Source organism: Caballeronia catudaia (genome assembly GCF_001544755.2).
GTDB lineage: Bacteria > Pseudomonadota > Gammaproteobacteria > Burkholderiales > Burkholderiaceae > Caballeronia > Caballeronia catudaia.
In genome coordinates, this window is the sequence record NZ_FCOF02000027.1 from 1 (window position 1) to 25,068 (window position 25,068).

The following is a 25,068-nucleotide window of genomic DNA, read 5'->3' on the forward strand; positions in this document are numbered from 1 at the left end:
TCGCGCGCGTCGTCGCGCTTCTTGCGCGCCGCCGCCAGTGATACGTCGGGATACACGCCGAGCGCGAGGCGCTTCTCTCTGCCCGCGAATCGGTACTTCATCCGCCAATACTTGCCGCCCGCCGGCGTGACTTCGAGATACATGCCGCCGCTGTCGGCAAGGCGGTAGGTCTTTTCACGCGGCGCTGCATTGCGCGCGGCGGTATCGGTGAGTGGCATGGGGGCACCTGTGGGGGCATAAATCCGGGGGCATCTCGCGAAATACCCTGATGCCCCCAAAAATGCCCCCGATGTGCCCCCGCTGTCAATGGTGAGACGTAGGCGTCAGTAGGCGATAAAAAACCCGAGAGCCTTCCGCTGTCGGGGTTTCTGGTCAAACTTGGGCGATGCTTGCAAACTACTTGGTGCCGGGGACCGGACTCGAACCGGCAAGCCGTGAGGCGGCGGATTTTAAGTCCGCTATGTTTACCAATTTCATCACCCCGGCAGGGCGGACGCGATTCTACCATTGCCCTCGCGCGCACCAAAAACGCTTGACTTGACCAAGGGAACTCTGCGAATGCGCATCGGCGTCATCTCCGACACTCACAACCTCGTGCGCCCCGAAGCGCTCGATGCCTTGCGCGGCGTTGTGCACATCATCCATGCCGGCGATATCTGCCGGCGCGACGTGCTCGATACGCTCGCCGCCGTCGCGCCGCTTACGGTCGTGCGCGGCAACAACGATATTGGCGATGACGTCGCGCACTTGCCCGAACATGCGCGCATCGAACTCGGCGCCGCGACGATCTACCTCGTGCACGATATCGCCGATGTACCGAAGCAGCTCGACGGCATCGATGTCGTCGTCACCGGTCACTCGCACAAGCCGCTCGTCGAAAAGCGCAGCGGCATGCTTTTCGTGAATCCCGGCAGCGCGGGGCCGCGCCGTTTCAAGTTGCCGGTCACGCTCGCGCTGCTCGATATCGACGAAGGCAAGCTGGAAGCGCATATCGTCGCGATCGTGACATAAAAAAGGGCCGGCGCGTCGAGCGCCGGCCCTTTCCTGGTCACACCGATATCACGCGCGCACGGTGCCTTCCGGGAATACATCGTCCATCTCGGTGGCTTCGCGATGACCGCGCAAAATCGCGTGCGCTTCCGATTTCGACGCCACCGCCGGCGGCGAGCCCTTCAGCGGCTTCTTCGCCGTCTCTTGCAGCGCGAGCACCGACACGATACCGATCAGCGATGCGCCCATCAGATAGTACGCGGGCATCATCAGATTGCCGGTCGTGTCGACGAGCCATGCCGTGACGAGCGGCGTCGTGCCGCCGAACAGCGACACCGACACGTTGAAGCCGATCGCGAGCGCGCCGTAGCGGATCTTCGTCGGGAAGAGGGCCGGCAGCGACGACGGCATCACGCCCGTAAACGTCGACAAAAGCGCGCCGAGAATCATCATGCCCGCGAAAATCGACGGAACCGTGCCCATGCGGATCAGCGAAAGCGCCGGAATCGCCAGCACCAGCAAGCCGATACAACCCGCGAGCATTACCGGCTTGCGGCCGATCGTATCCGACAGGCGGCCCGCGAAGATCGTCAGCGGAATCATCAGCACCATTACGGCGAGCACGATGAACAGGCCGTGCGACTCGTTGAACTTGAGCGTCGCCGACAGATAGCTCGGCAGATACGACAGCGCCATGTAGTCGGTCACGTTGAAGATCAGCACGAGGCCGACGCATTGCAGCAGCGGCTTCCATTGCTGGAGCAGCGTCTCGCGGAACTGCTGCTTGGTCGTCTCGTGCGAAACGGCTTCGGCCTTCTCGGCTTCACGCTGGAACGCCGGCGTCTCTTCGAGCTTCATCCGGATGTAGAGACCGATCAGACCGAGCGGACCGGCGATGATGAATGGAATGCGCCAGCCCCAGCCGAGCAGCGTCTCCTGCGACATGACGGACGTCATCACCGCGACAACGCCCGCGCCGAGCACGTAACCCACGAGCGTGCCGCATTCGAGGAAGCTCGACATGAAGCCGCGCTTCTTGTCCGGCGAGAATTCGGCGATGAAGGTCGCCGCGCCGCCGTACTCGCCGCCCGTCGAAAAGCCTTGCACGAGACGCGCGACGAGCAGAAGCACGGGCGCCATCACGCCGATGCTGTCGTAGCTCGGAATCAGGCCGATACAGAAGGTGCCGACGGCCATCATGATCATCGTCATCGCGAGCACGCGCTTGCGGCCGATGCGGTCGCCGAGCGGCCCGAACACCATGCCGCCGATCGGGCGCACGAGAAACGCCGCGGCGAACGTGCCGAAGGTCGCGAGAAGCTGCGCCGCAGGGCTCGACGACGGGAAGAACACCTTGCCGAGCGTCACGGCGATGTAGCTGTACACGCCGAAGTCGAACCACTCCATCGCGTTACCGATGGCCATGGCGCCGACGGCGCGCTTCAGCAGGGATTGATCGACGATGGTGATGTCGTCGAGGGTGAGATCGGACTTCGGACTCGATGATTCGCTGTTGTGCCAAAGGCCCTCGTGAAGAGAAGACATAATTCGAAAAACTCCGTATTCGATCCCGAAAGCTCAAAAGAACCTCGGGTGCGTCGCCGCGGAGGACGGACGCAAATTGCCGGGATAGTGCAGTTTCGAGACGGCGCCGCGAACGCTTGAGACGAAAGCAAAGGCTTCCCACAGCTCGGGCCGGGCGGCACGAAGCTGATAAGCGAAAAGAAACACGGTGCCGGTGCCTCGCGCGGGTGTAGTCGCGAAATTGCACTCGGATGAAACCAACGAATTTGACGTGCGGACGGCAAGTTCCACGGTGAACGTGAACTGCCGCGGGTGGGCCGCGACGTCGGCGAAAAAAGCTTGAGACGAAAAAGGCCGGCGTTGTTGCTCAGAAACCGACGCGCCTCTTTGTATAAAAACTGTCACTACCGCGCAAGAGACCGAAGTACGCTTCGGAAACAATTGCGCGTGAATGATGGTGAGTTGCTGTTGATAACGAGCAAGATAATATCACGATGACAGACGATGTGCAAACCGCTTACTTCATGCGGTGCATTGGGATCGGCTCAATCCCTTGTCCGATATAGGATTCCGCTGAATTTTGCGATGTACCAGACAGACCATTTTGCGGCGCGCGCGGGCAAAAAAACCGGCCGCATGGGCCGGTTCTTGCACATCGATGCAGCGCGTATCAGCTTTGCGGCGGCACGTAGCCCGAAGCCGTATCGGCGCCCTCGCCGAAGAAGTACTTCTCGGTCTGCTTGATGAGGTACTGTCGCGCGCGCGGATCGGCCATATTCAGGCGATTCTCGTTGATGAGCATCGTCTGCTGCTTGAGCCAGCCTTGCCAGGCTTCCTTCGAGATCGTTTCGTAGATGCGCTTGCCGAGCTCGCCGGGCAGCGGCGGGAAATCCAGTCCTTCGGCTTCCTTGCCGAGCTTCGCGCATTGAACCATTCGGGCCATTGTGAGTTTCTCCTGTGTCGGGGACTTCAGCGCGATGCTTTCGCGCCTCGTTGATTCATGTTCAAAGCTGTTTCATCAGGACGAGCGACTTGCGCTGCCAGTTGTAGAGCCGCCTGCGGTCTTCCGGCAGGTCGTCGACCGTCACCTTCACGAAGCCGCGCTTCAGGAACCAGTGCTCGGTGCGCGTCGTCAGCACGAAGATGCGCGTCAGGCCGCGCGCGCGGGCGCGTTGCTCGATGCGCTTCAGGAGCCGCTCGCCGTCGCCCGAACCTTGCGCTTCCGGCGCGACCGTGAGGCACGCCATCTCGCCGATGCGCTCCTGCGTGTACGGATAGAGCGCCGCGCAGCCGAACAGCACGCCGTCGTGCTCGATGACCGAGAAGTGGTCGATATCGCGCTCGATCTGGTGCCGCCCGCGCCGCACGAGCGTGCCGTCGCTTTCGAGCGGCTCGATCAGCGTGAGAATGCCGCCGACGTCGTCCGGCGTCGCTTCGCGCAGGCTTTCGAGGTTCTCGTACGAGATCATCGTGCCGACGCCATCGTGCAGGAACAGTTCGAGCAGCACGCTGCCGTCGAGCGAATACGGAATGATGTGCCCGCGCGCGACGCCGCCGCGGCATGCGCGCACGGTGTGCTTCAGATAGAACGCCGTGTCGCCTTGCAGCTCGCCGCTTTCCTGCAGGCGATACGCGTCATCCAGCGACAATTCGCGGATCAGTTCGTTTTCCGAGTCGACGAGGCCGGGGATTTCCGTTACGAAAATGATCTTGTCAGCGCGCAGCGCGATGGCCGCGGCCGACGCGACATCTTCCATCGACAGATTGAACGCTTCGCCGGTCGGCGAAAAACCGAGTGACGACAGCAGCACGAGCTTGTTCGACGCCAGCGACTGGCGGATCGAATCGCCGTCGATCTTGCGCACGACGCCCGTGTGCTGGAAATCGACGCCATCCAGAATGCCGACCGGACGCGCCGTCACGAAATTGCCCGATACGACGCTGATGTGCGCGTGGGCCATCGGCGTGTTCGGCAAGCCCTGGCTGATCGCGGCCTCGATGTCGAGGCGCACTTCGCCGGCCGCTTCCTTCGCGGATTCGAGCGCGCGGGCGTCCGTGATGCGCAAGCCGTGCGAAAACGACGATTCGACGCCGTGCAGGCTCAACTGCTCGTCGAGCTGCGGTCGCGAGCCGTGCACGAGCACGACGTGGATGCCCATCGCGTGCAGCAGGCCGACGTCCTGTACGAGCGCGTTCAGGCGTCCTTCCTGCACCAGTTCGCCGCCGAACGCGACGACGAAGGTCTTGTTTCGGAACGCGTGGATATAGGGTGCGACGGAGCGCATCCAGTCGACGAACTGGGCGAGCGGATTCGGCGCTTCCGGCTCCAGTACATCTGGCTGCGAGGCCGCCTGTGTGCTCATCGTGAGGTCGGTTTGGGAATTCATCCCGGGATTATAATGCGACGCTATGCCGAATGTTTTCCGACCCGCACGCCCCGGCCAGCCGGGCAAGCCCCAATCCGCCGATAAAGCCACCGACACTCAGGACCAGCTGAAGAAGCTGCGTGAAAACCTGCTGCGCGAAGCGCGGGAAGGCGACGGCGCGGGCGCTTCCGGCGAGTCGGCAGGATTGAGCAAGAAGGAACTCGCCGCCCGGCGATTCGCGGGGGCGAAAGCGGGTGCTGCTGCGGTTTCGAAACGAGCGGAGCTGAAAGAGCCGCAGCGTTCGGAGCCCGCGACGACAGCGCCGCCGCCATCCGTGCATTCTCCGCAGCCCGCCGCGAAAACAGCGCCGGCGCAACCGGATCAGCGTCCGCGCAAACCGCGCGATGACGCGCGCACATCGGCGCAGCGTTCTTCACAGCCGCAAGCCAAACGGAGCGATGCCCGCCGCGAGCAGACTGATCGTCCGCGACGCGCAGTCGAGAACACGCCTGCCGAAGCGCGCAAACCGGACGCGACGCCACGCCCATCGCGCGTCACCGAACGGCGAAACGAAGCGCCGAAATCGGAACGCCCGTCCGAAACACGCGAGCCGCGCGAACCGCGTCCGCCCCGCGCGCCGCGTGTCGTCACGCCGAATCCCGTTCCGCCGATCACCTTTCCCGAAGCGCTGCCGGTTTCAGCCCGGCGCGACGAGATCGCGCGCGCGATCGAAGCGAATCAGGTGGTGATCGTCAGCGGCGAAACCGGCTCGGGCAAGACCACGCAGCTTCCGAAAATCTGCCTCGCGCTCGGGCGCGGCCTCGGGGCGGGCGGCAGCGGGCTCATCGGACACACGCAGCCGCGGCGTATCGCGGCATCGGCGACGGGCCGGCGCATCGCGGAGGAGCTCGGCACGCCCTTCGGCGAAGTGGTCGGTTACAAGGTGCGCTTCACGGACAATCTCGCGCCGGGCGCATCCGTCAAGCTGATGACGGACGGCATTCTGCTCGCGGAAACGCAGACCGATCCGCTGCTGAACGCGTATGACACGATCATCATCGACGAGGCGCACGAGCGCAGTCTCAACATTGACTTTCTGCTCGGCTATCTGAAGGAAATCCTGCCGAAGCGCCCGAATCTCAAGCTGATCGTCACGTCCGCGACCATCGACGCCGAGCGCTTCGCGCGCCATTTCGGCAGCGATGAAAAACCCGCGCCGGTGATCGAAGTCAGCGGGCGGCTGTATCCGGTGGAAGTGCGTTATCGGCCGATCGAAGAGGAAAGCGAGGCGATCAAGAACGCGCAGGGCACCGCTCCGAAGCGGGGCGACCGCAAGACCGACCGCGATCTGATGGAAGGCATCGTCGATGCCGTCGACGAGCTGTGCCGCGTCGGCCCCGGCGACGTGCTCGTGTTCCTGCCCGGCGAGCGCGAAATCCGCGACGCGGCCGAAGCGCTGCGCAAGCACCATCCGCCGCACACCGAAATCCTGCCGCTCTTCGCGCGCCTGTCCGCGCAGGAGCAGGAACGCGTGTTCAAGCCGTCGAACGCGCGGCGTATCGTGCTCGCGACCAACGTCGCGGAAACGTCGCTGACGGTGCCGGGCATCCGCTATGTCGTCGATACCGGCATGGCGCGCGTGAAGCGCTATTCGTATCGCAACAAGGTCGAGCAGTTGCAGATCGAGCCGGTGTCGCAGGCGGCGGCGAACCAGCGCGCGGGGCGCTGCGGGCGCGTTGCCGACGGCGTGTGCATCCGTCTCTACGACGAAGCCGATTTCCAGGCGCGGCCACGCTTCACCGATCCGGAAATCCTGCGCTCGTCGCTCGCGGCCGTGATCCTGCGCATGAAGTCGCTGCATCTGACGGCGATCGAAACCTTTCCGTTCATCGAGCCGCCGCCGGGCCGCGCGATCGCCGATGGCTATCAGCTGCTGAACGAACTCGGCGCCGTCGATGACGACAACGCGCTCACGCCGCTCGGTCGCGAACTCGCGCGCCTGCCGCTCGATCCGCGCGTCGGACGGATGATCCTCGCCGCGCGCGATCATCACGCGCTGACGGAAGTCCTGGTCATCGCCTCCGCCTTGTCGGTGCAGGACCCGCGCGACCGGCCGATCGAAGCGCAGGAGCAGGCGGATCAGGCCCATCGGCAGTTCGTCGACGAGCGCTCCGAATTCCTGCAATGGACGCGCATCTGGAAGTGGTTCGAGGACGCCGTCGCGCACAAGAAGTCGAACAAGCAGCTCGCCGATGCGTGTCGCGCGAACTTTCTGTCGCATCTGCGGCTGCGCGAATGGCGCGACGTGCATTCGCAGTTGCTGACGGTCGTGCGCGAGCACGGCTGGCGGCTTAACGAATCCGATGCGACGTTCGAACAGGTGCATCTGTCGCTCCTGACGGGCCTGCTCGGCAACGTCGGTCTGAAAGCCGATGACGAGCCGCATTATCTCGGCGCGCGCGGCATCAAGTTTCATTTGTGGCCGGGCTCGGCGCTGCTGAAGAAAGCGGGGCGCTGGGTGATGGCGGGCGAGCTCATCGAGACGAGCCGGCTGTATGCGCGCACGATCGCGAAAATCGAACCGGAATGGCTCGAAACGGTCGGCGCGCATTTGCTGAAGACATCGCTTTCGGATGCGCATTGGGAGAAGAAAGCGGCGCAGGTCGCAGCCTACGAGCGCGCGACGCTGTACGGCCTGACCGTTTACGCGCGCCGGCGCGTGAGCTTCGGCAAGCAGGACCCGAAATACGCGCGCGAGCTGTTCATCCGCGGCGCGCTCGTCGAGGGTGAATTCGATACGCGTCTGCCGTTCTTCGCGCACAACCGCAAGCTGGTCGCCGACATCGAGCAACTGGAGCACAAGTCGCGCCGCCAGGACGTGCTCGTCGACGATGAGCTCATCCACGGTTTCTACGATTCGCTGATCCCCGAGGGCATCTGGACGGGGGCGGCGTTCGAGCGCTGGTATCGCGACGAGCAAAAGAAAGAGGGCAACGACAAGCTCCTGTTCCTCTCGCGCGACGACCTGATGCGCCACGAAGCCGCCGGCGTCACGACCGACCTGTTCCCGAAGCGCATGACGATGTCGGGTATCGAGATGTCGCTCACGTATCACTTCGAGCCAGGTGCGCCGCGCGATGGCGTGACGCTGCAAGTGCCGCTCTACGGGCTGAATCAGATCGACGCGCGGCGCGTCGAATGGCTCGTGCCGGGCATGATCAAGGAGAAGGCGCAATTGCTGCTGAAGTCGCTGCCGCAGAAGCTGCGCCGTCACGTCGTACCGTTGCCGGAATACGCGGCGGGATTCGCCGGGCGTCACGCGGGGCCGAAATTCGGCGCGGGCGCGCTCGTCGATACGCTCATCGCCGATATTCGGGAGCAAACGCAGGTCGCGGTGAAGGGCGCGGACTTCAAGCTCGAAACGTTGCCCGCGCACCTGTTCATGAACTTCAAGGTGATCGACGAGCACGGCCGCCAGCTCGCGATGGGCCGCAATCTTGCGCAACTGCGCGCGGAACTTGGCGGCCAGGCGCAGCAGCAGTTTCAGAAGCTGACGTCCGTCGCCGCGCTCGATGCCCTTACCGGTGAAACGAGCGCACCGCAGGCGCAACCGGCGAGCGAAGGCACCGCGCTCTACGAAAACCTCACGACGTGGAATTTCGGCAAGCTGCCCGAGCTGCTCGAAATCCGCCGTCGCGGGCAGACGCTGTTCGGCTATCCGGCGTTGGTGGATCGCGGCACGCATTGCGACGTCGAAGTGTTCGATTCGCCCGAGGAAGCGGCGCGGATTCATCGCGCGGGTTTGCGGCGGCTTTTCGCGCTGCAACTGCGCGAGCCGATCCGCTATCTGGAGAAGAACCTGCCGGGCCTGCGCGAAATGTCGATGCAGTACATGGCGCTCGGCACGGCGGACGAACTGCGCGACCAGATCGTCGAGACGGCGCTCGATCGCGCATGCCTGCAAGACCCGCTTCCCGACGACGACGCCAGCTTCCACGCCCGCCGCGACGCCGCGAAAGGGCGCCTGACGCTGCTCGCCAATGAAATCGCGCGGCTCGTCGGCACGATTCTCGCAGAGCATGCCGCGCTCGCGAAAAAGCTCGCGCAGGCGAAATCGTTCGCATCGGCTTTTGCGGACATGCAGGCGCAATCGAGCGCGCTGATCGGCAAGCGCTTCATCATCGACACGCCTTATGCGCAGCTCGCGCACTTTGCGCGCTATCTGAAGGGCATCGCGCTGCGCATCGACAAGCTGAAGGCCGATCCGGCCCGCGACGCACGCCTTTTCGCCGAACTTCAGCCGCTCGCGCAGCATTATCAGCGCGCGCTGTCGCAACGCGGCAGCGTCGCGGATGCGCGGCTGGCGGAGTATCGCTGGCTGCTGGAGGAATTGCGTGTGTCGCTTTTCGCGCAGGAATTGCGCACGCCGATGCCGGTTTCGGTGAAGCGCCTGTACAAGGTCTGGGAATCGATGCAGCGCTGAAGCGCGGCTGAAAGGTCGCCATTTCTTGCGCCGAAGCAGCCCATTGCGCAAAAAGCCGCACCCCGTCAACCCGCCGCGCGAAGCAAACGTTCTACAATGACGCCTGCCCTCCGAAACCCGATTCCCATGCGCAATATTTTCCGTTCCGGCCGTTCTTCCGGCCGTTTCCGTGCGGCTGCCGCACGCGTAGCGCTCGCCGCCGGCGCAGCGCTCGTCGCCACCGCGGCGCTTGCCAACAACGTCATCGTGCTCAATTCGGCGGAAGCCACGCTGAGCCTCATCGACGAAAACACGCGTCAGGTCGTCGGCACCGTGCCGACCGGCAAGGAACCGCACCACCTGATGCCGACGCCGGACGCATCGTCGCTGATCGTCGCGAATTCGGTGTCGAACAATCTGATGTTCGTCGACCCGAAAACCGGCGCGTTACAGCGCTGGGTGCAGGACATCGAAGATCCGTACCAGATCGGCTTTTCGCCGGACAAGAAATGGTTCGTGTCCACCGGCCTGCGCCTCGACCGCCTCGACATCTATCATTTCGACGGCAAGAACCTGAGCATCGCGAAACGCATGCCGCTCGCGACGATGCCGAGCCACATCGCGTTCACCAACGACAGCTCGACGGCGTTCATCTCGCTGCAGGTGTCGGGCGAAATCGCCGCGATCGACCTGGCGACGCAGACCGTCAAATGGAAGATGAAGGTCGGCAAGGTGCCGGCGGGCGTCTGGCTCACGCCGGGCGATAAATTCCTGCTCGTCGGCATGACGGGCGCGGATTACGTGGCCGTGGTCGACTGGCGCAACCAGAAGGTCGTCAAGACCATCACGACGGGCAAGGGCGCGCACAACTTCCGCTCGATGGTCGATGGCCGCCACGTGCTGGTGTCGAACCGCGTCGCGAACACCATCAGCATCATCGACGAAGAATCGCTCACGAACGTCGGCGATATCACTGGCCTGCTGCCGGGACCGGACGACATGGAACTTTCCGCGGACAAGAAGTATCTGTGGGTTACGTTCCGCTTCGCGAAGCATGTCGGCGTGATCGACCTTGCGAATCGTAAGCTTATCGAGACGATCAAGGTGGGCCGTTCGCCGCACGGCATCTACTTCTACAATCGCGCGCCGGTGACGGCGCCGAATGGGGCGTAAGCGGGGCATAAGCAGGGGCGTAAGCGGGAAGGGCGCGGATTCGCGCCGTGTACTACGATTGAGGAAGGCCCGGAGTGTTGAGTCGGGCCGCCGCAAGCACCACGGAGCACCATGTTTCATTCCATTCTCTCGGTCCTCGACAGTTTCGTTTCGTCGCTGCAGACGCTTCTTTACGTCGATGTCGTCCAGCCGGCGCTGTTCAAGCTCGGCATGATGGACTACGACGAGGACACCTACGACGCGCTCTACTGGGTGATCGTCGGCGTGCTGGAAGTCCTCACGATGTACGCGATCCTGCGCCCGCTCGAAGCGTTCCGTCCCGCGGAAACATGGAAGGACCGCAAGGGCGTGCGCGTGGACGTGCTCTACACGTGGATCGTCAAACTCGGCATCCTCAATCTGTTTTTCTTCTTCACGTTCCAGCCGCTGTTCGATTCGATGCAAAGCTGGCTGCGCATCCATAGCGTGCCGAATCTGGAGATCGACAATCTGTGGCCGGGCGTAACGACGCAGCCGCTCGTCACGTTCGTCATCTATCTGCTGATCCTCGATTTCGCGGGTTACTGGTATCACCGGCTGGAGCATCGTTTCGGCATCTGGTGGGAACTGCACGCGGTGCATCACAGCCAGCAGAAAATGTCGCTCTGGACGGACGACCGCAACCATCTGCTCGACGATATCCTTCAAGCGAGCTTCTTCGCATGCGTCGCGCTCGTGATCGGCGTGGAGCCGTCGCAGTTCGTCGTGCTCGTTGCCATCACCAATTTCATGCAGAGCGTGCAGCACGCGAACATCCGTCTGCATTTCGGCTGGCTCGGCGAGCGGATCGTCGTCAGCCCGGCGTTTCATCGGCGTCATCACGCGATCGGTTTCGGTCACGAAGGCACGACCTACGGCTGCAATTTCGGCGTGCTGTTTTCCTTCTGGGACATCCTGTTCCGCTCGGCCTCGTTCGACCGCACCGTCGAGCCCACCGGCATCCGCGACCAGCTCGGTGCGCCGGGCGTGGCGCCTGTCCATTACGGCGACGGCTTCATCGAACAGCACTGGCTGGCGTTCAGGCGCATCGCCGCGCGTCTTTCCGCGCGTCGCGCGGGCGCATCCGCTTCGGACAACTCGGCGGCCGTCTGACCGCTTTCCTTTGCCGCGCCCTCCGGACCGGCGCCCGCCCACGGCGCTGGTTTATCCTGTCGGTTCCTCTTTCTCTTCGACGACTCACGCATGAGTGATTTGCTGCGTTCGTTCGTGCGCGCGCTTGCGAACGTCTTTCATCCGCGCATGCTGTGGCTGACGCTGATGCCGTTCGGCGTCGCCACCGTGGTCTGGGGCGCGCTCCTCTGGTTCTTCTGGCAGACGCTCACGGGCGCCGCGAACAACTGGCTCGACGCCTGGGCGCTCACCTCCGCGATGTACCGTCTGTTCGATGCGGTCGGCTTCTCGTCGCTGCATGCGGTGATCGCGCCGTTTCTCGTCGTCATCATGACGGTGCCGCTGATCGTCGTGACGGTGCTGCTGCTCATCGCGACCATTTCGATGCCGGGCGTCGTCAAGCTGCTCACGCGCCGGCCAAAGGGTCATTACGCGTCGCTGGAAGAGCGGCGCGGCGGCTCGTGGTACGGAAGTCTCGGGCATTCGGTCGTGACCACCGTCGTGTGCCTCGTGCTGCTCGTCGTGACGCTGCCTTTGTGGCTCATTCCGCCGTTCTTCGCGCTGATTCCGCCGCTGCTGTGGGGCTGGCTGACCTATCGCGTGATGACTTACGACGCGCTCGCGCTGCACGCCAGCGTCGACGAGCGCCGCGCGATCGTACGCGACGCGCGCTGGCCCTTGCTTGGCATCGGCATCGTGAGCGGCCTCCTGAGTTCGGTGCCGACGATGCTCTGGGCGTGGTCCGTCTGGCTGCTGCCGCTGTTTCCGGTCGTCGCCGTGGTGACGATCTGGGCGTATGCGTTCATCCTCGTGTTTTCGGCGCTCTGGTTCGCACATTACTGCCTGCACGCGCTGGAGCGTCTGCGCGCGAACGAGCCGCGCTACGACGCGATCACGGTCGAAACCCGCGACGTATCACTGAAAGATTAGAGGGGCATTCATGGGCATTGGCGTCATCATCATCGGCGACGAAATCTTGTCCGGCCGCCGCACCGACAAGCATTTGCCAAAAATCATCGAATTGCTGGGCGCACGTGGTCTGTCGCTCGACTGGGCGGAATACGTCGGCGACGATCCCGCGCGCATCACCGCGACGCTCGCGCGCACCTTCGCATCGGGCGATATCGTGTTTTCGACGGGCGGCATCGGTGCGACGCCGGACGATCACACGCGTCAGTGCGCGGCGAAGGCGCTGGGCGTGCCGCTCGCACTGCATCCGGAGGCCGCGGAGCTGATTCGCGCGCGTATCCGCGACACGGCGGCCGAAGCCGGCAAACCGGTCGATCTGGAATCGCCCGAGAATCTGCATCGGCTGAACATGGGCACGTATCCGCGGGGCGCGGCGATCATCCCGAACAGCTACAACAAGATTCCGGGCTTTTCTGTCGGCGATCATCACTTCGTGCCCGGCTTTCCGGTGATGGCCTGGCCGATGATCGAATGGGTGCTCGACACGAAGTACGCGCATCTGCATCACGCGGTGCCGCACGTCGAGCGCTCGCTGCTCGTGTTCGGTTTGCCGGAATCGCGCATCACGCCGCTGATGGTGACGATCGAGCGTGATTTCGACGGCGTGCGCGCGTTCAGCCTGCCGAGCGTCGGCGATGCGGCGCGCGGGGCGCTTTACGCGCGCTCGCATATCGATCTGGGCGTGAAGGGCGATCCGGAGAAGGCGAACGCCGCATTCGAGGTGCTGCGCGAAGGGGTGATCGCGCTGGGCGGTGAAGTCGTGGAAGTGCCGCCGGAGGAAGCGAAGTGACGCTGCTGGAAGTGATCGCGACGACCGCCGCCGACGCGCGCGCGGCCGAACGCGCCGGCGCGGACCGGCTGGAGCTCATCACTGCGATGGGCGAAGGCGGCCTGACGCCGAGCATCGGGTTGATCGAATCCGTGGTCGATGCGGTCGGCATTCCGGTGAACGTGATCGTGCGGCCGCACAGCCGCTCGTTCGTCTACGATGCCGACGACTACGCCGTCATGCTGCGCGACGTGCGGACGATCGCGAAAACGGGCGCGAACGCGATCGTGACCGGCATGCTGCGAGCCGATGGCGATGTCGACACGGATGGTCTCGCGCGCGTGATCGAAGCCGCCGATGGCTTGCCGCTGACGTTCCATCGCGCATTCGATGCAGCGCGCGATCTGTTCGCCGCATTCGATACGCTGCTGCGATTCGATGCCGTGACGAACGTGCTGACGTCGGGCGGCAGGCCGTCGGTGCTGGAGGCGCAGGCGTCGATCGCGACGCTCGTCGGGAAGGCTGCGGGAACGCGCTGCACGGTGCTGGCGGGCGCGGGACTGACCGTCGATGCGGTCGCGGCGTTCGTCGCGTCGACGGGCGTGCGCGCGGTGCATTTCGGCTCCGGCGTGAGAGTCGACGGCCAAGCGCTCGCGCCTGTCGATGAGGAAAGAGTCAGGCGCGTGCGGGCGTTACTCGATCAGCAGAACTAGACGAGCCGCTCAAGCCCCAATCCAAGGCAGCTTCCGAAAACACCACCCCGCGACCGTTTTTCGATGCCCCTGCCCATCCTTGTCGCCTTCGAACCCTTCGAGCAGGTCATACGCGTGCGCGTATCCTTCCTTTTGCGCCGCGACTGCCGCCAGTTTCGAGCGCGCCGCGCTGCGGCATAGAAACACGACCGGCGTATCCGGGGTGGCGACCTGTCGCAATTGTTCGATAAACTCGGCATTCGGCACGGAGCCGGGGTATCGAATCCATTCGATGTGCGCGTATTGCGCTCCGTCGATTGCCGGGCGGCCGACCCAGTCCAGCTCGGCGCGAGTGCGGACATCGATCAGGCGGACGCGCGGATCGAGCTGCAACAGTTCGAACGCCTCGGCGGGCGAGAAGGCGCCCGCGTAGGTCAGCTTGTTTTCCGCGGCGCGCTGGGCGGCCTGGCTATAGAGTTGCTCGAGCGTGCTCATGGCGAATCTGTCTCCGTAGGCGCAAAGAATCATTTTAGCGTGCGCGACAAGCGCCGAAGAGCGTAGACGGAATGCGCAAATCTGGTGCAGAAAAGTGTCAATGCACTGAAAATGTGCTTCGATAAATCTGGACAAAGACGTCAGCACCAAAAAGGTGCGATCGTCGAAGCAGCAAACGAGCAGCCGCATCGCAACACGCGGCGGCATCTTTCAAAACGCGCGCTGCTTCAAGCGCTTAGCGCAAGGTTGTTGCGCTTGGCACGGAAGCTGCTTTCCATCCTCGATTGAATCGATGTACAGGATTGGTCGGGGCGGCGAAGCGATTCGCCGACTTTTGTTAATCAGGAGATAGGTAATGAGTAAATCCGTGGCCGACGTCATGCAACTCGTCAAGGACGAGGACGTCAAGTTCGTCGACTTCCGTTTCACCGACACGCGCGGCAAAGAACAACACGTTTCCGTGCCGGTTTCGGCATTCGACGAAGACAAATTTGAAAGCGGCCACGCTTTCGACGGTTCGTCCATCGCCGGCTGGAAGGGCATCGAAGCGTCGGACATGCTGCTCGTCCCGGATGCGGACACCGCCTTCATCGACCCGTTCTATGAAGAAGCCACGCTCGTGCTGACCTGCGACGTCGTCGAACCCGCCGACGGCAAGGGCTACGAGCGCGACCCGCGTTCGCTCGCACGCCGCGCTGAAGCCTATCTCAAGAGCTCGGGCCTGGGCGACACCGCGTTCTTCGGTCCGGAGCCGGAATTCTTCATTTTCGACTCGGTGCAGTGGAACACGGACCAGTCGGGCACGTTCCTGAAGATCGGCTCGGAAGAAGCGCCGTGGTCGTCGGCGAAGGAATTCGAAGGCGGCAACACCGGCCACCGTCCGGGCACGAAGGGCGGCTACTTCCCGGTCGCTCCCGTCGACACGTTCCAGGACATCCGCTCGGAAATGTGTTTGCTGCTCGAACAGATCGGCATTCCGGTCGAAGTGCATCACCACGAAGTGGCGGGCCAGGGCCAGAACGAAATCGGCACCAAGTTCTCGACGCTGGTTCAGCGCGCGGACTGGCTGCAGCAGATGAAGTACATCATCCATAACGTGGCGCACACGTACGGCAAGACGGCGACCTTCATGCCGAAGCCGATCGTCGGCGACAACGGCTCGGGCATGCACGTTCACCAGTCGATCTGGAAGGACGGTCAGAACCTGTTCGCGGGCAACGGCTACGCCGGTCTGTCGGAATTCGCGCTGTTCTACATCGGCGGCATCATCAAGCACGCGCGCGCGCTGAACGCGATCACGAACCCGGGTACGAACTCGTACAAGCGTCTCGTGCCGCACTTCGAAGCGCCCGTGAAGCTGGCTTACTCGGCGCGCAACCGCTCGGCGTCGATCCGTATTCCGCACGTGAGCAATCCGAAGGGCCGCCGTATCGAAACGCGCTTCCCGGACCCGCTGGCGAACCCGTACCTGTGCTTCTCCGCGCTGATGATGGCGGGTCTCGACGGCGTGCAGAACAAGATTCATCCGGGCGAAGCCGCGGACAAGAATCTGTACGACCTGCCGCCGGAAGAAGACAAGAAGATCCCGACCGTGTGCGCGGGCCTCGACCAGGCACTCGACGCGCTCGACGCGGATCGCGAGTTCCTGACGCGCGGCGGCGTGTTCACGGATTCGATGCTCGACGCCTACATCGAACTGAAGACGCAAGAGTTGCAGCGTTATCGTCAGGCGGTGCATCCGATCGAGTTCGAGATGTACTACTCGCTGTAAGCGACATGCGCGCGACGCATGTGATGCGGTGATGAAAAAGGGACGGCGCGCCGTCCCTTTTTTAATCGCTGTCGAGTGTCATGAATCAATAAGAAGATCGGTGTTACGAACGGCCTCACTCATTGCACGATGGTGCTAAAGAATCTCATCAAGGCGCGCAAGGGCCATCCCGATGCGCTCTCCGACGACGCGCAACTCTCGGGCACTGGGCTCCTGCCGGGACTGGAAGCGCTGCCCACGGTCGTGCTCGTGCTCGACATGCGCAATCTGCGGATTGCCTACGCGAACCCTTCGGCCGAATCGATGCTGGAGATGTCGCGCAAGCAATTGACGCAGACGAACTGGCCCGAACTGTTCGCCAACGCGGACGACATGGCTGCCACGATCGCATCGATCGCGGAGAACCGCTTCAACGCGACGCGGCTCGACGCGGTGCTCGAACGTCAGAACCGCGAGCCGGTGCATGTGCACGCGATCGTCGGTTATCTCGAAGCCGCGCCGGACTATGTGCTGCTCGAATTGTTCGAGAACGAGCGGCATCTGCGCACCGATCGCGAAGAGCGCATCCACGATCTCACCGCGGTCAACAAGCAACTGATCCGCAATCTCGCGCACGAAATCAAGAACCCGCTCGGCGGCATTCGTGGCGCGGCGCAACTGCTCGAATTCGAGCTCGGCGAGCGCGAACGCGACGAGTTGCGCGAATACACACAGGTGATCATCAAGGAATCGGATCGCTTGCAGACGCTCGTCGATCGATTGCTGGAGCCGCACCGGCATCCGCATATCGTCGGCGATGTGAACATCCACGAAGTGTGCGAGCGCGTGCGCGCGGTGATCCTCGCGGAGTTTCCGCGCGGCCTCACGATCGAGCGCGATTACGACGTGAGCGTGCCTGACTTGCGCGGCGACAAGGAACAGTTGATCCAGGCGTTGTTGAATATCGTCCGCAACGCGGCGGAAGCGCTGAAGGAACGCATCTCGCAAGGCGATGCGAAGATCGAGCTGCGCACGCGTATCGCGCGCAAGGTGACGATCGGCAAGAAGCTGCACAAACTGGCACTGGACTTGCATATCACTGACAACGGTCCCGGCATTCCCGACGAAATCCGCGACCGGATCTTCTTTCCACTCGTGTCGGGGCGGGAAGACGGCAGCGGCCTCGGACTCACGCTCGCGCAATCGTTCGTGCATCAGCACGAGGGCTTGATCGAAGTAGAAAGCCGGCCGGGCTGCACCGAGTTCGCCATCCTGTTGCCTTTCGGGAATTGACTATCACCGACCATCGACTTCACGCCAAGAACGCAACCGACGCTTTGATGCCTGACCGTTTCGACGGGCTCACTCCGAACCACACGAAGACTTCTCGCCGAACGATATGAAGCCGATCTGGATAGTAGACGACGACCAATCCATCCGCTGGGTGCTGGAAAAGGCCCTCGCCCGAGAAAACTTCACGACGCGCAGCTTCTCCGGCGTGCGCGATGCGCTCGCCGCCCTCGAACAGGAAAGCCCGCAAGTCCTGGTTTCCGACATCCGCATGCCGGGCGGCTCCGGGCTCGAACTCTTGCAGACGGTGCGCGACCGCATGCCGGGCTTGCCGGTCATCATCATGACGGCGTTTTCGGACCTCGATAGCGCGGTTGCCGCGTTTCAGGGCGGCGCGTTCGAATATCTCGCCAAGCCGTTCGACGTCGACAAGGCGGTCGAGCTGATCCGCCGCGCCGTCGACGAAAGCATGCGCGGTGAAGCGACGCATGACGAACGCGTGACGGAAACACCCGAAATGCTTGGCCAGGCCCCGGCGATGCAGGACATGTTTCGCGCGATCGGGCGCCTGTCGCATTCGGCGGCGACGGTGCTCATCACGGGCGAATCAGGCACCGGAAAGGAGCTTGTCGCGCGCGCCTTGCACCGACATAGCCCACGCGCGAACGGACCGTTCATCGCGCTGAACACGGCGGCGATTCCGAAGGATCTGCTGGAGTCCGAACTATTTGGCCACGAGCGCGGCGCGTTCACCGGCGCGCAGGCGATGCGGCAGGGCCGCTTCGAGCAGGCCGAGAACGGCACGCTCTTTCTCGATGAAATCGGCGACATGCCGTTCGATTTGCAGACGCGTCTGCTGCGCGTGCTGTCGGATGGACAGTTTTATCGCGTGGGCGGCCATAACCCGTTGAAGGCGAATGTGCGCGTGATCGCGGCGACGCATCAGAATCTCGATGCGCGCGTGCGGCAAGGCCTGTTTCGCGAGGACTTGTATCACCGTCTCAACGTGATTCGCCTGCGCCTGCCGGCGTTGCGCGAGCGCAGCGAAGACATTCCTCTCCTCACGCGGCACTTTCTGCAGAAGAGCGCGCGCGATCTGGGCGTCGAGCCCAAGCGCGTGTCCGACGACGCGCTCGCGTATCTCGCGTCGTTGCCGTTTCCGGGCAACGTGCGTCAGCTCGAAAACCTGTGCAACTGGCTCACGGTGATGGCGCCCGCGCAGGTGATCGAGCGGAAGGATCTGCCGCCCGATCTCGTGCCGCATCAGGACTACACGCCGGAGAGCATTGCGGTGTCGACGGATGGCGCGGTTGCGCTTGCTCCCGTTGCCGCCAACGGAGCGGCGGCCGTGCCGGTGGCGGGCACGGCGGGAGTTTGGGAAAACGGCTTGCGCACCGAAGTGGCGCGCATGCTGCGTGAGAATTCCGCCGATGTGATGGACGAACTCGCGCGCCGCTTCGAGGCTGCGGTGATCCGCGAGGCGCTCGATTTCACGCGCGGGCGCAAGGTGGAAGCGGCGGAGCGCTTGGGCATCGGCCGCAATACGATCACGCGCAAGATCCAGGAATTGCATCTCGACGCGTGATCGTCGATCGAATGCGGATCAGCCGATCGTCGCGATCACGGGCGCGTGGTCCGACGGCTGATCCCATTTGCGCGGCACCTTGTCGACTTCGCACGAGGTGCAGCGCGCCGCGAGTTCCGGCGACAGAAGAATGTGATCGATGCGCAGTCCCGCGTTGCGTCGAAACGCCAGCATCCGATAATCCCACCACGTGAAGAGCTTCTCGGCCTGTTCGAACTTGCGGAAGGCATCGATGAGGCCCAGCTCGATGAGCTGCACGAAGTGCGCGCGCTCTTCCGGCGACACGAGATTTTGTCCTTCCCAGGCCTTCGCATCGTGGACGTCGCGGTCGTCCGGGGCGATGTTGTAATCGCCGCAGAGCGCGAGCTGCGGATGACGCGCCATGTCCTCGCGCAGCCATACGCGCAGCGCATCCAGCCAGCGCATCTTGTAGGCGAATTTCTCGGAACCGGGCGCCTGGCCGTTGGGAAAATACGCGGAGATGATGCGCACGCCGTTGACCGTCGCGGCGATCACGCGCTGCTGCAAATCCTCGAAGCCGGGGATGTTGCGCACGACGTTGATTTCATCGACTTCGAAGTTCGATTCGGCGCGCACCAGGATGCCCACGCCGTTGTACGTCTTCTGACCCGCGAACCAGCTTTTGTAGCCGGCGGCTTCGAGTTCTGCGCGGGGGAATTTTTCGTCGGGAAGTTTGAGTTCCTGAAGACACAGGACGTCGACCCGCGTTTGTGCGAGCCAGTCGATGACGTGCTGCTGGCGGACTTTGAGGGAATTGACGTTCCAGGTGGCGATTTTCATGAATCTCGATCTTCTTCGTGGTGCGCGGCCGTGCGCTGAATGCTCGATTCTATCGGAGCCGCGAGCCTAGCCCCGCTTCGCTCGCCTCGGCCTCTTTACGCCATTTTTACACCCCAACCCCCACCTTTATCCCGCCCTTTACGCCGATCTTCGTAATCTCCACCTTGTCCTGAACCACACAAGGGGAGAACACGACAATGGACCTGTTTTACCTCGCCGGCATCGTCCTTTTCTGGGGCGTTTGCGTGGCGCTCACGAGCGGTTGCGATCACTTGCGCCGCCGCGTGACAGGAGGCCGCCCATGAACGCATGGATGATGTGGCTCGCCGCGGCCTCGACGCTGCTGCTCTTCGTGTACCTCGTGTACGCGCTCCTGCGCGCGGAGGATCTCGAATGAACGCGAATACCTTCACGCAGACGGCGATCTTCCTCGTCGTGCTGATCGCGCTTGCGATTCCGCTCGGGCGCTATATGGCCAGCGTGTTCGAAGGCACGTCGGCCATCGTTCGCAAGATCGGGCGTCCCATCGAGTCGATGCTCTATCGCATCGCGGGCGTCGATCCGGAAGCCGAGATGTCGTGGAAGCAATACGCGCTCGCCGTCCTGCTCTTCAACGTGCTCGGCGCAATCGTGCTGTACGCGATCCTGCGTCTGCAAGGCCTGCTGCCGCTCAACCCGCAAGGCATGAGCGGCATGACGCCCGACGCCGCGTTCAACACCGCCATCAGCTTCGTCGCGAACACGAACTGGCAGGACTACGGCGGCGAAAGCACGCTCGGCTATCTCGCGCAAATGCTCGGCCTCACGGTGCAGAACTTTCTGTCGGCGGCGACGGGCATCGCCGTCGTGATCGCGCTGATCCGCGGCTTCAAACGTCATAGCGCGCAGACCATCGGCAACTTCTGGGTCGACCTCACGCGCTCGACGCTCTACGTGCTCATGCCGCTCGCGATCGTGTTCGCACTGGTCTTCGTGAGCCAGGGCGCGATCCAGAACTTCAAGGCCTACGAAGATGTGCCCACGCTCCAGGCGACGACGTATCAGGCGCCGAAGACCGACGCGCAAGGCAACGCCGTGAAGGACGCGAAAGGCAATCCGGTGATGCAGGACGTCAAGGTCGACAAGCAATCCCTGCCGATGGGCCCGGTCGCATCGCAGGAATCCATCAAGATGCTCGGCACCAACGGCGGTGGCTTCTTCAACGCGAACTCGGCGCATCCGTTCGAGAACCCGACGCCGTTCTCCAACTTCATGCAGATGCTCGCAATCCTGATCATTCCCGCGGGCCTGTGCATCACCTTCGGGCGCATGGTCGGCGACGGGCGTCAGGGCTATGCCGTGCTCGCGGCGATGACCATCGCGTTCGCGGTGGCGTGCGTCGGCGAGATATCGGCGGAGCAGGCGGGCAATCCGCTCTTCACGTCGCTTCACGTCGATACCCATGCGTCCGCGCTGCAAGCCGGCGGCAACATGGAAGGCAAGGAAACGCGGCTCGGCATCGCGCAGTCGGGCATCTTCACGGTGGTGACGACGGCGGCTTCCTGCGGCGCGGTCGCCAACACGCACGATTCGCTGACGCCGCTCGGCGGGCTCATCCCGATGCTGCTCATCCAGCTCGGCGAAGTGATCTTCGGCGGGGTCGGCTCCGGTCTCTACGGCATGCTCGCGTTCGCCTTGCTGGCGGTGTTCGTCGCTGGGTTGATGATCGGACGCACGCCCGAGTATGTCGGCAAGAAGATCGAGGCGTTCGACATGAAGATGGTTTCCATCGTCATTCTGCTCACGCCTTTGCTCGTGCTGCTGGGCACGTCCATCGCCGTGCTCACGGAAGCGGGCAGGGCGGGCATCGCCAATCCGGGCGCGCACGGCTTCTCCGAAATCCTGTACGCGTTCAGCTCGGCTGCCAACAACAACGGCAGCGCGTTCGCGGGTCTTTCGGTGAACACGCCGTTCTACAACACGATGCTCGCCATCGCGATGTGGTTCGGGCGCTTCGGCACCATCGTGCCGATCCTCGCGATCGCGGGCTCGCTCGCCGCGAAAAAGCGCCTCGCCGTGAACGCGGGCACGCTGCCGACGCACGGTCCGCTCTTCGTGGTGCTGCTGCTCGGCACGCTGCTGCTCGTCGGCGCGCTCACGTATGTACCTGCGCTCGCGCTCGGCCCCATCGTCGAGCATCTCACCATGATCGCAGGCCACTGAATCTCGAGGACAGCATGACTCAATTGAATCAAGCGCCGTTGCATCGCCCGGAGAATCTCGGGCAGGCGCGCACGGCGGCGCGCTCGATGTTCGATCCGTCGCTCGTCAAGCCCGCGATCGCCGATGCGTTCAAAAAGCTCGCGCCGCGCACGCAGCTGCGCAATCCGGTGATGTTCTGCGTCTACGTCGGCAGCATTCTGACGACGGTGCTCTGGATCGCCGCGCTCGTGGGCCAGGCCGAAGCGCCCGCGGGCTTCATCCTCGCGATTGCGCTGTGGCTGTGGTTCACGGTGCTCTTCGCGAACTTCGCCGAGGCGCTCGCGGAAGGGCGCTCGAAGGCGCAGGCCGCGTCGCTGCGCGAGGCGAAGCACAACGTGATGGCGAAGAAGCTCAACGAGCCGCATCCGAAGTCGCCGATCCGCATCACGACGTCGACCGATCTCGTGAAGGGCGATGTCGTGCTCGTCGAAGCGGGCGATGTCATTCCCGCCGATGGCGAAGTGATCGAAGGCGTTGCGTCCGTCGACGAATCCGCGATCACGGGCGAATCCGCGCCGGTGATCCGCGAGTCGGGCGGTGACTTCTCGTCGGTGACGGGCGGCACGCGCGTGCTGTCGGACTGGATCGTGGTGCGCGTGTCGGTGAATCCCGGCGAGGCGTTTCTCGATCGCATGATCGCGATGGTCGAAGGCGCCAAACGTCAGAAGACGCCCAATGAAATCGCGCTGACGATCCTGCTCGTGGCGCTCACGCTCGTGCTGCTGTTCGCGACCGCGACCTTGCTGCCGTTCTCGATGTTCGCGGTCGACGCGGCGAAGCAGGGCCATGTCGTGACGATCACGGCGCTCGTCGCGCTGCTCGTGTGCCTGATTCCGACGACCATCGGCGGTCTGCTTTCCGCGATCGGCGTCGCGGGCATGAGCCGCATGATGCAGGCGAACGTGATCGCCACGTCGGGCCGCGCGGTCGAAGCGGCCGGCGACGTCGACGTGCTGCTGCTCGACAAGACGGGCACGATCACGCTCGGCAATCGTCAGGCGTCGACGTTCGTGCCGGCGCCGGGCATCGCGGAGCGCGATCTCGCCGATGCGGCGCAACTCGCGTCGCTCGCCGACGAGACGCCGGAAGGCCGCAGCATCGTCGTGCTGGCGAAGCAGCGTTTCAATATCCGCGAGCGCGACATGGCCGTGCTGCATGCGAACTTTCTGGCGTTCTCGGCGCAATCGCGCATGAGCGGCGTCGACCTGCCCAATCGGGAAATCCGCAAGGGCGCGGCCGAGACCGTGAAGAAGTACGTCGAGGAACGCGGCGGGCGCTTTCCGCAGGACGTGCAGAGCGCCGTCGACGAGATCGCGCGTCGCGGCAGCACGCCGCTCGTGGTCGCGGAAAGCGTCGAAGGCAAGACTCGCGCGTTGGGCGTGATCGAGCTTAAGGACATCGTGAAGGGCGGCATTCGCGAGCGCTTTGCGGAATTGCGCAAGATGGGCATCAAGACGGTGATGGTGACGGGGGACAATCGTCTGACCGCGGCGGCGATCGCGGCCGAAGCGGGCGTCGACGACTTCCTCGCCGAAGCGACGCCCGAAGCGAAGCTGTCGACCATCCGCGCGCATCAGGCCGAAGGGCGGCTCGTCGCGATGACGGGCGACGGCACCAACGATGCGCCCGCGCTCGCGCAGGCCGACGTCGCGGTCGCGATGAACACGGGCACGCAGGCCGCGAAGGAAGCGGGCAACATGGTCGATCTCGATTCGAACCCGACGAAGCTGATCGAGATCGTCGAGATCGGCAAGCAGATGTTGATGACACGCGGTTCGCTGACGACGTTTTCGATTGCGAACGATGTGGCGAAGTACTTCGCGATCATCCCGGCCGCGTTCGCGACGACGTATCCGCAATTGCGCGTGGTGGACGTGATGCATCTGGCGTCGCCGTCGTCGGCGATTCTGTCGGCGGTGATCTTCAATGCGCTGATCATCGTGTTTCTGATTCCGCTCGCGTTGAAGGGCGTGAAGTATCGCGCGCTGGGTGCGGCGACGCTCTTGCGGCGCAATCTGCTGGTTTATGGGTTGGGCGGCATTCTGCTGCCGTTTCCCATCATCAAGCTGATCGATATGGTCATTACCGCACTTGGATGGAGTTGAAATGATGAAGAACATCTTGCGTCCCGTCATCGTGATGTTCGTCGCGCTGACGATCGTGACCGGGCTTGTTTATCCGGCGATCGTGACGGCGGTCGGGCAGGCGGCGTTTCATCGCGAGGCGAATGGCAGTCTGATCGAGCGCGATGGGAAAGTCGTCGGGTCGGAGATCATCGGTCAACAGTTCGATGCGCCTCGTTATTTCTGGGGGCGGTTGTCGGCTACGACGCCGAATCCTTATAACGCCGGGAGTTCCGGCGGCTCGAATCTCGGGCCGACGAATTCTGCGCTTGCCGATGAAGTGGCGGCTCGGGTTGCCGCATTGCGTGGGGCGGATTCTGGTCGATCCGCTGCTGACGTGCCGGTGGATCTTGTGACTTCCTCCGGAAGCGGGCTCGATCCGGAGATTAGTCCGGCGGCGGCTTTGTATCAGGTGGAAAGGGTTGCTAAGGCGCGGGGGATGTCGGCGGGGCAAGTCGAAGCGCTTGTGGCTCGGGCCACCACCGGGCGGCAGTTTGGTCTGCTCGGAGAGCCCAGGGTGAATGTGCTTAAATTGAACCTTGCTTTGGATGCTGCGGGTGGTTTGAAGTAGCGGATGGGGTGGGTTTTCGCTTTCGCCGGATCCCGTTTTCGTGTTGGTTTATTGGCGTTGCCCCTGTGCGGGGCGGCACCTACTTTCTTTGCTGCTGCAAAGAAAGTAGGCAAAGAAA

Annotated in this window: 21 protein-coding genes and 1 tRNA gene; 15 read left to right on the top strand and 7 right to left on the bottom strand. The window is 63.4% G+C overall.

Going from position 1 to position 25,068, the window contains the following annotated elements; translation table 11 throughout:
- Both AWB75_RS24260 and AWB75_RS24265 read right to left on the bottom strand, forming a co-directional pair.
- On the bottom strand, positions 1-218 hold a 218-nt coding region (locus tag AWB75_RS24260), incomplete at its 3' end, for an Arm DNA-binding domain-containing protein (protein WP_143746485.1).
- Between the two features lie 183 nt (positions 219-401).
- Positions 402-486 (bottom strand) — tRNA-Leu (locus tag AWB75_RS24265).
- Positions 487-558: 72 nt separating this feature from the next.
- On the opposite strand from AWB75_RS24265, the gene AWB75_RS24270 reads away from it, so the two are divergent.
- On the top strand, positions 559-1,011 hold the full coding sequence (locus AWB75_RS24270; protein WP_061126593.1) for a metallophosphoesterase family protein: 453 nt from the start codon (positions 559-561) through the stop codon (positions 1,009-1,011).
- Between the two features lie 48 nt (positions 1,012-1,059).
- Here the strand turns inward: AWB75_RS24270 and proP are convergent, their stop codons facing one another.
- The 3 genes from proP to argA form a co-directional block, all read right to left on the bottom strand.
- Entirely contained in the window at positions 1,060-2,535 is a 1,476-nt protein-coding gene (proP, locus tag AWB75_RS24275) for a glycine betaine/L-proline transporter ProP (protein ID WP_061126594.1), read from the bottom strand.
- Between the two features lie 649 nt (positions 2,536-3,184).
- Positions 3,185-3,457 carry an oxidative damage protection protein gene (locus AWB75_RS24280; RefSeq protein WP_008350541.1) on the bottom strand — a complete coding sequence of 91 codons (273 nt, stop codon included), beginning with the start codon at positions 3,455-3,457 and terminating at the stop codon, positions 3,185-3,187.
- 61 nt (positions 3,458-3,518) lie between these two features.
- Positions 3,519-4,901 carry an amino-acid N-acetyltransferase gene (argA, locus tag AWB75_RS24285; protein ID WP_061126595.1) on the bottom strand — a complete coding sequence of 461 codons (1,383 nt, stop codon included), beginning with the start codon at positions 4,899-4,901 and terminating at the stop codon, positions 3,519-3,521.
- Between the two features lie 22 nt (positions 4,902-4,923).
- Between argA and hrpA the strand changes: the two genes are divergently transcribed.
- From hrpA to AWB75_RS24315, 6 genes are all read left to right on the top strand, one after another.
- Positions 4,924-9,363, top strand: coding sequence for an ATP-dependent RNA helicase HrpA (gene hrpA, locus AWB75_RS24290; protein WP_235012215.1), 4,440 nt, complete (start codon positions 4,924-4,926; stop codon positions 9,361-9,363).
- Between the two features lie 126 nt (positions 9,364-9,489).
- Positions 9,490-10,515 carry a YVTN family beta-propeller repeat protein gene (locus tag AWB75_RS24295; protein ID WP_200823024.1) on the top strand — a complete coding sequence of 342 codons (1,026 nt, stop codon included), beginning with the start codon at positions 9,490-9,492 and terminating at the stop codon, positions 10,513-10,515.
- Positions 10,516-10,626: 111 nt separating this feature from the next.
- Positions 10,627-11,646: a sterol desaturase family protein gene (locus AWB75_RS24300; protein ID WP_061126596.1), complete on the top strand. Its 1,020-nt coding sequence runs from the start codon at positions 10,627-10,629 to the stop codon at positions 11,644-11,646.
- 90 nt (positions 11,647-11,736) lie between these two features.
- Complete coding sequence (locus AWB75_RS24305; RefSeq protein ID WP_061126597.1) at positions 11,737-12,594, top strand: EI24 domain-containing protein; 858 nt, start codon at positions 11,737-11,739, stop codon at positions 12,592-12,594.
- A gap of 10 nt (positions 12,595-12,604) precedes the next feature.
- Entirely contained in the window at positions 12,605-13,423 is an 819-nt protein-coding gene (locus AWB75_RS24310) for a competence/damage-inducible protein A (protein ID WP_061126598.1), read from the top strand.
- On the top strand, positions 13,420-14,115 hold the full coding sequence (locus tag AWB75_RS24315) for a copper homeostasis protein CutC (RefSeq protein WP_061126599.1): 696 nt from the start codon (positions 13,420-13,422) through the stop codon (positions 14,113-14,115). The genes AWB75_RS24310 and AWB75_RS24315 overlap by 4 nt, the downstream gene beginning before the upstream one ends.
- Positions 14,116-14,124: 9 nt before the next feature.
- Here AWB75_RS24315 and AWB75_RS24320 read toward each other — a convergent pair whose 3' ends face one another.
- Positions 14,125-14,589: a rhodanese-like domain-containing protein gene (locus AWB75_RS24320; protein WP_061126600.1), complete on the bottom strand. Its 465-nt coding sequence runs from the start codon at positions 14,587-14,589 to the stop codon at positions 14,125-14,127.
- A gap of 84 nt (positions 14,590-14,673) precedes the next feature.
- Between AWB75_RS24320 and AWB75_RS37195 the strand changes: the two genes are divergently transcribed.
- From AWB75_RS37195 to ntrC, 4 genes are all read left to right on the top strand, one after another.
- On the top strand, positions 14,674-14,877 hold the full coding sequence (locus tag AWB75_RS37195) for a hypothetical protein (RefSeq protein ID WP_143746486.1): 204 nt from the start codon (positions 14,674-14,676) through the stop codon (positions 14,875-14,877).
- A 67-nt stretch (positions 14,878-14,944) separates the two neighbouring features.
- On the top strand, positions 14,945-16,360 hold the full coding sequence (gene glnA, locus AWB75_RS24325) for a type I glutamate--ammonia ligase (RefSeq protein ID WP_061126601.1): 1,416 nt from the start codon (positions 14,945-14,947) through the stop codon (positions 16,358-16,360).
- A gap of 129 nt (positions 16,361-16,489) precedes the next feature.
- Positions 16,490-17,632, top strand: coding sequence for a nitrogen regulation protein NR(II) (gene glnL / locus AWB75_RS24330; RefSeq protein WP_061126602.1), 1,143 nt, complete (start codon positions 16,490-16,492; stop codon positions 17,630-17,632).
- A gap of 106 nt (positions 17,633-17,738) precedes the next feature.
- Positions 17,739-19,214: a nitrogen regulation protein NR(I) gene (gene ntrC / locus AWB75_RS24335; protein ID WP_061126603.1), complete on the top strand. Its 1,476-nt coding sequence runs from the start codon at positions 17,739-17,741 to the stop codon at positions 19,212-19,214.
- 18 nt (positions 19,215-19,232) lie between these two features.
- Here ntrC and xth read toward each other — a convergent pair whose 3' ends face one another.
- The gene (gene xth / locus AWB75_RS24340) at positions 19,233-20,015 is read right to left on the bottom strand and encodes an exodeoxyribonuclease III (protein WP_061126604.1); all 783 of its coding nucleotides are present in this window, start codon (positions 20,013-20,015) and stop codon (positions 19,233-19,235) included.
- A 301-nt stretch (positions 20,016-20,316) separates the two neighbouring features.
- On the opposite strand from xth, the gene kdpF reads away from it, so the two are divergent.
- From kdpF to kdpC, 4 genes are read left to right on the top strand one after another with little or no spacing between them, the layout of a single operon-like run.
- Positions 20,317-20,412 carry a K(+)-transporting ATPase subunit F gene (gene kdpF / locus AWB75_RS24345; protein ID WP_061126605.1) on the top strand — a complete coding sequence of 32 codons (96 nt, stop codon included), beginning with the start codon at positions 20,317-20,319 and terminating at the stop codon, positions 20,410-20,412.
- Positions 20,409-22,217, top strand: coding sequence for a potassium-transporting ATPase subunit KdpA (kdpA, locus tag AWB75_RS24350; RefSeq protein WP_061126606.1), 1,809 nt, complete (start codon positions 20,409-20,411; stop codon positions 22,215-22,217). Before kdpF ends, kdpA begins: the two co-directional genes overlap by 4 nt.
- Before the next feature lie 14 nt (positions 22,218-22,231).
- Positions 22,232-24,361, top strand: a complete 2,130-nt coding sequence (kdpB, locus tag AWB75_RS24355; protein ID WP_061126607.1) for a potassium-transporting ATPase subunit KdpB — start codon at positions 22,232-22,234, stop codon at positions 24,359-24,361.
- 4 nt (positions 24,362-24,365) lie between these two features.
- Positions 24,366-24,950 carry a potassium-transporting ATPase subunit KdpC gene (gene kdpC / locus AWB75_RS24360; protein WP_061126649.1) on the top strand — a complete coding sequence of 195 codons (585 nt, stop codon included), beginning with the start codon at positions 24,366-24,368 and terminating at the stop codon, positions 24,948-24,950.
- Positions 24,951-25,068 lie beyond the last annotated feature (118 nt).

What these genes read in the sequence shown, in the direction of transcription:
- glnL (WP_061126602.1), top strand. Translation starts at nt 16,490, where the DNA reads ATGGTGCTAAAGAATCTCATCAAGGCGCGCAAGGGCCATCCCGATGCG.
- xth (WP_061126604.1), bottom strand. Translation starts at nt 20,015, where the DNA reads ATGAAAATCGCCACCTGGAACGTCAATTCCCTCAAAGTCCGCCAGCAG.
- kdpB (WP_061126607.1), top strand. Translation starts at nt 22,232, where the DNA reads ATGACTCAATTGAATCAAGCGCCGTTGCATCGCCCGGAGAATCTCGGG.
- kdpA (WP_061126606.1), top strand. Translation starts at nt 20,409, where the DNA reads ATGAACGCGAATACCTTCACGCAGACGGCGATCTTCCTCGTCGTGCTG.
- AWB75_RS24270 (WP_061126593.1), top strand. Translation starts at nt 559, where the DNA reads ATGCGCATCGGCGTCATCTCCGACACTCACAACCTCGTGCGCCCCGAA.
- AWB75_RS24320 (WP_061126600.1), bottom strand. Translation starts at nt 14,589, where the DNA reads ATGAGCACGCTCGAGCAACTCTATAGCCAGGCCGCCCAGCGCGCCGCG.
- AWB75_RS24295 (WP_200823024.1), top strand. Translation starts at nt 9,490, where the DNA reads ATGCGCAATATTTTCCGTTCCGGCCGTTCTTCCGGCCGTTTCCGTGCG.
- AWB75_RS24305 (WP_061126597.1), top strand. Translation starts at nt 11,737, where the DNA reads ATGAGTGATTTGCTGCGTTCGTTCGTGCGCGCGCTTGCGAACGTCTTT.
- ntrC (WP_061126603.1), top strand. Translation starts at nt 17,739, where the DNA reads ATGAAGCCGATCTGGATAGTAGACGACGACCAATCCATCCGCTGGGTG.
- argA (WP_061126595.1), bottom strand. Translation starts at nt 4,901, where the DNA reads ATGAATTCCCAAACCGACCTCACGATGAGCACACAGGCGGCCTCGCAG.
- hrpA (WP_235012215.1), top strand. Translation starts at nt 4,924, where the DNA reads ATGCCGAATGTTTTCCGACCCGCACGCCCCGGCCAGCCGGGCAAGCCC.
- AWB75_RS24300 (WP_061126596.1), top strand. Translation starts at nt 10,627, where the DNA reads ATGTTTCATTCCATTCTCTCGGTCCTCGACAGTTTCGTTTCGTCGCTG.
- AWB75_RS24310 (WP_061126598.1), top strand. Translation starts at nt 12,605, where the DNA reads ATGGGCATTGGCGTCATCATCATCGGCGACGAAATCTTGTCCGGCCGC.
- glnA (WP_061126601.1), top strand. Translation starts at nt 14,945, where the DNA reads ATGAGTAAATCCGTGGCCGACGTCATGCAACTCGTCAAGGACGAGGAC.
- proP (WP_061126594.1), bottom strand. Translation starts at nt 2,535, where the DNA reads ATGTCTTCTCTTCACGAGGGCCTTTGGCACAACAGCGAATCATCGAGT.
- AWB75_RS24280 (WP_008350541.1), bottom strand. Translation starts at nt 3,457, where the DNA reads ATGGCCCGAATGGTTCAATGCGCGAAGCTCGGCAAGGAAGCCGAAGGA.
- kdpC (WP_061126649.1), top strand. Translation starts at nt 24,366, where the DNA reads ATGAAGAACATCTTGCGTCCCGTCATCGTGATGTTCGTCGCGCTGACG.
- kdpF (WP_061126605.1), top strand. Translation starts at nt 20,317, where the DNA reads ATGAACGCATGGATGATGTGGCTCGCCGCGGCCTCGACGCTGCTGCTC.